Raw genomic sequence first — 5,913 nt, 5'->3', positions numbered from 1 at the left:
CGCGAAAGCGCACTGTCAGTCGCCGTTGATGCAACGGCTGACGACGCCTTCGCGAGCAGGCTCGCTCCCACAGGGGATTCGGTGAAGTTACTTCTTGTGTTGCTCTACGAACTGTCCGTAGGCATTGATAAAGCTTTGCAGAAAAGGTTTCACCGAATCGCTCAACTTGCCCGCCTCGTCAAACGCCGAGCCCGCGCCGCCGAGGTACGCTTCCGGCTGCTGCATGCATGGCACATTGAGAAACACGAACGACTGTCGCAGGTGCTGGTTCGCCCCGAAACCGCCGATCGCACCCGGCGACACGCTGATCACCGCTCCCGGCTTGCCACTCCAGACAGCCTTGCCATACGGCCGCGAGCCAACGTCGATGGCGTTCTTCAGCGGCGCCGGCACCGAACGGTTGTATTCGGGCGTAACAAACAGCACCGCGTCGGATGAACCCACTTTTTCCCGGAAAGTGCTGTAGGCTGCCGGCGGTGAATCACCGTCGATGTCTTCGTTATAAAGGGGCAGATCGCCAATTTCGACAATCTCAAGCTTGAGGTTCGCCGGGGCCAGCTCTGCCAGTGCCAGGGCGACTTTGCGATTGATCGATGCTTTGCGCAGGCTACCGACCACTACAGCGACGTTGTAGACATTGCTCATGGAAGACTCTCGATGGTCCGTGGGAGGAGCCCGTAGTTATAGATGATCCGGTGACGATTCCACCAGCACCCGATGGGAAATTCCCGCGTGTTGATTATTTTTTTCCTGTAGGAAAACTTACAGGCCTTGATGGCGGTCTACCAAGCCGTAAATCAAGCGTTTTATCTCCAGAGGTTCTAAGCAGATGGCAGCAGTACTCGTCGGTCAGTTCCATGCAAGAGATGCGGAAGGCCGCGTTTATTCCGTGCATGAGTTCCAGGAATCCAACCCGTCGGCAGACGGTTCCACTGGCTCGGAGCCGATTTACAAACTGGCCATTGGCGATCGCGTCAACAAAGTCAGTGAGACCGAGTTTCTCCTGGTTCAGTCAGGCATCACCCTGACCCGCGAGCCTGAGACAACCGTCGCTTCATAACTGGCCGTTATGAGCAGAAGTCATATGCGCAGACTTGGGGTAGGATTCAGCCACTGACCCCACCTGCTGAACATGGACTTCACGCATGCGTTTACGTCATATCGAAGTGATTCAGGCGCTCTTGCAGACCGGTCACCTGGGCACCGCCGCCGAATGGTTGCAGTTGCCGGTGGCCGAGGTCGAAGAGCGTTTGCGCGAAGCCGAGAGTCAGTTGGGGTTCATGCTGTTCGCCAGCGTACGCGGGCGCCTGCAATCGACGCCCGAGGCGCGGGCGTTGCAGGTGGAAATCGCCCACGTTTATGAAGCGCTGGAACCGCTGCAGCGTCTGGCCAGCAGCCTCAAACAATACCTCGCCCCACCCTTGCGCATCATCGGCACCCCGCCGCTGGCGCAACAATTACTGCCACAAAGCCTTGCCGCCCTGCGTCGACGCCTGCCCGATGCACCGTGCAGCCTGCTCAGCGCACCGACCCGCGATATCGTCCGCAGCCTGTTGTTGCGCGAAAGCGATCTCGGCTTGAGCCTGCACGATCCCGAACATCCCGATATTGATTGCCGGCCACTGGCCCAGGGCAAGCTGCAACTGCTCGCGCCCCATGGCTGGCTGCAACCGAAACAGAAATACATTTCCCTGCAGGATCTAGCCGGTCAGGCCATGGTCGGCCTCGAAGGCCAGGATCCGCTGAGTCCGGCGCTGGAAAACAAACTTCAGGCCTTGCGCCCGGCGCCGAGCATCCAGACCCGCGTGCAAACCCACCAGATGATGCGCAGCATGGTCGAGGCCGGCGAAGGCCTGGCCATCGTTGACCCGTTCACTGCACTGGGCGCGCGCGCCAGCGGGCTGGATGTCTGCCCACTGTCGCCGGCCGTGCCGATCAGCCTCTACGCCCTGACGTTCAAGCACGCCGCGCCGGCATCGGCGATCCAGACACTGCTGGCGATCATCACGGAACAAGCCGAGGCGATGCTGGCGAGCTGACGGGATTTTCCAGCGGGTTATCGAACAGTCGATACCAGAACAGCGCCACTTCGGCGGTGTTCGGATCAATGCCGCGGTAGCGCAACTGGTCGATACCGCCAATCACATAGCCGCAACGCTCATACAACCGACAGGCGCCGAGGTTGTTGTTCTGGGTTTCAAGCATGATCCCCGGCAGCTTTTTCTTGCGACTCCAGAACTGCGCGACATCCAGCAACGCCTTGGCCACGCCATGGCGCCGCGCCGGCGCATGCACCGCCAGCTCATCGATATGGGCAAAGCCATTCCAGTTGGTACTGATCACCAGATGGCCGACCGGCTCATCATCCAGATACGCCATGAAAATCGCGCTGTCCGGCGCGTTGTGAAAAGCGCTGAATTCTTCCGGATCGATGCCGTAGCACTTGCGGTACGGCACGATCGGCGTCACCCGCCAGCGCTCGACAGGCTGGCCGATCACGGCCGCGCCATAAGCGGCGACTTCGAAACTGAAATCGCTGCCCCAGATATACGGCGCAAAGCCTTCATCGGCGACACGCACCGACAACCCTGGGTATTTCGGATTCATGACCGGTTGCATACTGGGAAAAGTCCTCATTCCTTGACGCAATCGACGGTGTATAGCCGTCCATTGCCTTCATCTTCATGCTGCAATCCATGCACATCCGCGACAAAACCGGGGAAGCTGCTATCGAACGTGCGAGCAAATTTCAGGTAATCAATGATCGAGCGGGTCGATTCGGTAAAGCGTTCGCCGGGCATGATCAGCGGAATCCCCGGCGGATACGGCACCAGCATCACCGCGGCGATGCGCCCTTCCAGGTCATCGATGGGCACCGCCTCGACTTCGCCACGCACCAGATGATCGTAGGCGTGGGCCGGTTTCATGGCAATTTCCGGCAGCACGGTGTACATGCGTTTGAGGTGTTTGGCTGTAGCGTTGCTGCGATAACAGGTGTGCAGTTGATCACACAAGTCGCGCAGCCCCATGCCGCGATAACGCGCAACGTCTTGCTGGGCAACGCACGGCAGGCAGGTGTCGAGACGCACATTGGCATCGTAGCTGCGCTTGAATTCCAGCAACTCGGTGAGCAGCGTGCTCCATTTGCCTTTGGTAATGCCCATGGAGAACAGCACCAGAAATGAATACAGGCCGGTCTTCTCCACCACCAGGCCACGCTCCCAGAGGAATTTGCTGACCACCGCCGCCGGAATGCCCTTATCGCTCAGCGCACCGCCGGCATTCAGCCCCGGCATCACCAGCGTGACTTTGATCGGGTCGAGCAAGACGTAATCATCACTGACCTCGCCGAAGCCATGCCATTCGGCGTCCGGTTGCAATAACCAGTCTTCGGTCTGCACGCGGTCGATGCCCTCGACACCCGGCGGCTGCCAGATCGAAAACCACCAGTCATCTGCGGCAATGTGCTGACGCAGATTGGCCAAAGCGCGACGGAAGCTCAGCGCTTCATCAAAGGTTTCTTGCAACAGCGATCGCCCGGCCGGACCTTCCATCATTGCCGAAGCAACGTCGAGCGAGGCAATGATGCTGTATTGCGGCGAAGTCGAGATGTGCATCATGAACGCTTCATTGAAACGATCACGATCCAGTTGCCGCGCGCCGCCGTCCTGCACATGAATCATCGAGGCCTGACTGAACGCCGCGAGCAGTTTGTGCGTGGAATGGGTGGTGAACACCAGCGGGCTGTCGGCCGTGCGTGAGGTGGCCATGCCATAGCGCCCGGCGAAGAATTCGTGAAACGCCGCGTAGGCATACCAGGCTTCGTCGAAGTGCAACACTTCGACGCTGTTGCCGAGGCTTTGCTTGATCAACTCGGCGTTGTAGCAGAGGCCGTCGTAGGTCGAGTTGGTGACCACGGCCAGTTTGACTTTCGGCGCGCGGCCCTTGGTCAGCGGACTGGCGTCGATCTTGGCCTGAATCGATTCGCGGCTGAATTCGCTCAGCGGGATCGGACCGATGATCCCCAGCTCATTACGCTCCGGGCACAGATACAACGGAATCGCTCCGGTCATGATGATCGCGTGCAACACCGATTTGTGGCAGTTGCGATCAACGAGTACCAGATCATCGCGACCGACCATCGAGTGCCAGACAATCTTGTTGGCCGTCGAGGTGCCATTGATCACGAAAAAGGTGTGATCGGCGCCGAAATTGCGCGCGGCGCGCGCTTCGGCTTCGGCCAGTGGCCCGGTGTGATCAAGCAGCGAACCAAGCTCCGGCACCGACACCGACAAGTCCGAACGCAGGGTATTTTCCCCGAAGAACTGGTGGAACGCCTGCCCGACCGGACTCTTGTGATACGCCACACCGCCGCCATGGCCGGGGGTGTGCCAGGAATAATTGGAGTCGGCGGTGTGCTGCACCAGCGCCTTGAAAAACGGCGGCAGCAACCCGTCCAGGTACTTGCGCGCCGCACGGGCCACTTGCCGGGCGAGGAACGGTACGGTGTCTTCGAACAGATAGAGAATGCCGCGCAATTGATTGAGCTCGGCCATGGCGTCGGCCGGGGCATTTTCCAGAGTGACTTGTTCGCCCAGGGCAAAGATCGGCAGATCCGGTGCACGCACCCGCGCCAGACCGATCAGTTCGGCCATGTTCTGCAACAGATGCGAATTGGTGCTCGCGTCCTCGGCGGCAATCAGCATGCACGCGAGGCCGTGGTGGGTCGACGCGACCAACCGCCCTTCGGCGTAGTCGATGGCCGAAACGATATTGAAACCTTCCTGCTCCAACTCCCGGGCGATGCCACGGATACGATCACCGGCAACCGTGTCGGCCTTGATGTCGCGATGGACAATCAACACCGGAAACTTCAAATCTTTGTACATGAGGCTCAGTGTCCTGAGGCGGCAGGTTTGAATCTGCCAATGCACTCAGGGTAGAGGGTTGCAGCGAAAGTGGCGAGGGTGGCCAGTTGGCTTCATGTCCGTAATAGCAAAAGATCGCAGCCTCCGGCAGCTCCTACAGGGAACGCATTCTCATGTAGAAGCTGCCGAAGGCTGCGATCCTTTGATCTTCAAGCCTGGGCGTCGGCTTCCGCTATCTGCGTCCACAACGCCGGACCACCGGCAGACTTGGCAATGATTTCCAGCCGCGCCATGTGCGCTGCCAGCTCTTCTTCCGTCGCACGAATGATCCGTGCAGGCTGACGATCGGCCGGCAAGCGCCGAATCTCGGTCGCCGAGTTGTCCGCGCCCTCGCCCGTGCCATTGCCATCAGACGCATTGCCGGCCAGCGACAGACTGGTCTGGCCGCCGGTCATGGTCAGGTAGACGTCGGCGAGAATCTCCGAGTCGAGCAAGGCGCCGTGCAGTTCACGGCCGGAGTTGTCGACACCATAACGTTTGCACAACGCATCGAGGCTGTTGCGCTGCCCCGGGTGACGTTCCCGGGCCATCATCAGGGTGTCGAGGATAGAGCAGTGTTGCGTGATGTCAGCGCGATCGTGCTGCCCCATCAAGGCGAATTCGTTGTTGATGAAGCCAACGTCGAACGCCGCGTTGTGGATGATCAGTTGTGCGCCCTGGATGAACTCGAAGAATTCATCGGCCACTTCGGCAAAACGCGGCTTGCCGACCAGAAACTCGTTGGTGATACCGTGAACGCCGATGGCGCCTTCATCACTCTCGCGATCCGGTTGCAGGTAAACGTGAAAATGCCGGCCCGTCAGGCGCCGACCGATCAGTTCGACGCAACCGATTTCAATGATCCGGTGACCATCGGTCACCGGCATGCCGGTGGTTTCGGTATCGAGTACAACAGATCTGGTGGCCATCAGTGTTCAGCTCTCAACGGGTCGATCTTGCAAAAAACGCGGATGTTAACACGCTCAGCGAGGTGTTTCAGTCAGAC

Annotated in this window: 6 protein-coding genes; 2 read left to right on the top strand and 4 right to left on the bottom strand. The window is 59.5% G+C overall.

Features of this window, described 5'->3' with window-relative positions:
- Positions 1–87: 87 nt before the first annotated feature.
- The gene (locus M9827_RS07050) at positions 88–645 is read right to left on the bottom strand and encodes an NADPH-dependent FMN reductase (protein WP_250604581.1); all 558 of its coding nucleotides are present in this window, start codon (positions 643–645) and stop codon (positions 88–90) included.
- A 184-nt stretch (positions 646–829) separates the two neighbouring features.
- Between M9827_RS07050 and M9827_RS07045 the strand changes: the two genes are divergently transcribed.
- Positions 830–1,060, top strand: a complete 231-nt coding sequence (locus M9827_RS07045) for a hypothetical protein (RefSeq protein ID WP_250604579.1) — start codon at positions 830–832, stop codon at positions 1,058–1,060.
- A gap of 85 nt (positions 1,061–1,145) precedes the next feature.
- Positions 1,146–2,039, top strand: a complete 894-nt coding sequence (locus M9827_RS07040; protein ID WP_250604577.1) for a LysR family transcriptional regulator — start codon at positions 1,146–1,148, stop codon at positions 2,037–2,039.
- Here the strand turns inward: M9827_RS07040 and M9827_RS07035 are convergent.
- The 3 genes from M9827_RS07035 to dnaQ all read right to left on the bottom strand — a co-directional run bounded on the left by M9827_RS07035 (position 2,005) and on the right by dnaQ (position 5,836).
- Positions 2,005–2,619 carry a GNAT family N-acetyltransferase gene (locus tag M9827_RS07035; RefSeq protein WP_250604575.1) on the bottom strand — a complete coding sequence of 205 codons (615 nt, stop codon included), beginning with the start codon at positions 2,617–2,619 and terminating at the stop codon, positions 2,005–2,007. The two genes, M9827_RS07040 and M9827_RS07035, sit on opposite strands and share 35 nt — an antisense overlap.
- Before the next feature lie 14 nt (positions 2,620–2,633).
- Positions 2,634–4,889, bottom strand: a complete 2,256-nt coding sequence (locus tag M9827_RS07030; RefSeq protein WP_250604573.1) for an Orn/Lys/Arg family decarboxylase — start codon at positions 4,887–4,889, stop codon at positions 2,634–2,636.
- A 188-nt stretch (positions 4,890–5,077) separates the two neighbouring features.
- A complete protein-coding gene (gene dnaQ / locus M9827_RS07025; protein WP_250604571.1) occupies positions 5,078–5,836 on the bottom strand; it encodes a DNA polymerase III subunit epsilon in 759 nt (252 codons plus the stop codon).
- Positions 5,837–5,913 lie beyond the last annotated feature (77 nt).

The sequence above is a fragment of the Pseudomonas sp. AKS31 genome (genome assembly GCF_023634765.1).
Lineage (GTDB): Bacteria > Pseudomonadota > Gammaproteobacteria > Pseudomonadales > Pseudomonadaceae > Aquipseudomonas.
The sequence above is the reverse complement of the archived record's forward strand: the minus strand, read 5'-3'. Positions and strand labels throughout refer to the sequence as shown.

Excerpts from the sequence above, each read along its gene's own strand:
- M9827_RS07040 (WP_250604577.1), top strand. The coding sequence starts at position 1,146 with ATGCGTTTACGTCATATCGAAGTGATTCAGGCGCTCTTGCAGACCGGT.
- M9827_RS07030 (WP_250604573.1), bottom strand. The coding sequence starts at position 4,889 with ATGTACAAAGATTTGAAGTTTCCGGTGTTGATTGTCCATCGCGACATC.
- dnaQ (WP_250604571.1), bottom strand. The coding sequence starts at position 5,836 with ATGGCCACCAGATCTGTTGTACTCGATACCGAAACCACCGGCATGCCG.
- M9827_RS07050 (WP_250604581.1), bottom strand. The coding sequence starts at position 645 with ATGAGCAATGTCTACAACGTCGCTGTAGTGGTCGGTAGCCTGCGCAAA.
- M9827_RS07035 (WP_250604575.1), bottom strand. The coding sequence starts at position 2,619 with ATGCAACCGGTCATGAATCCGAAATACCCAGGGTTGTCGGTGCGTGTC.
- M9827_RS07045 (WP_250604579.1), top strand. The coding sequence starts at position 830 with ATGGCAGCAGTACTCGTCGGTCAGTTCCATGCAAGAGATGCGGAAGGC.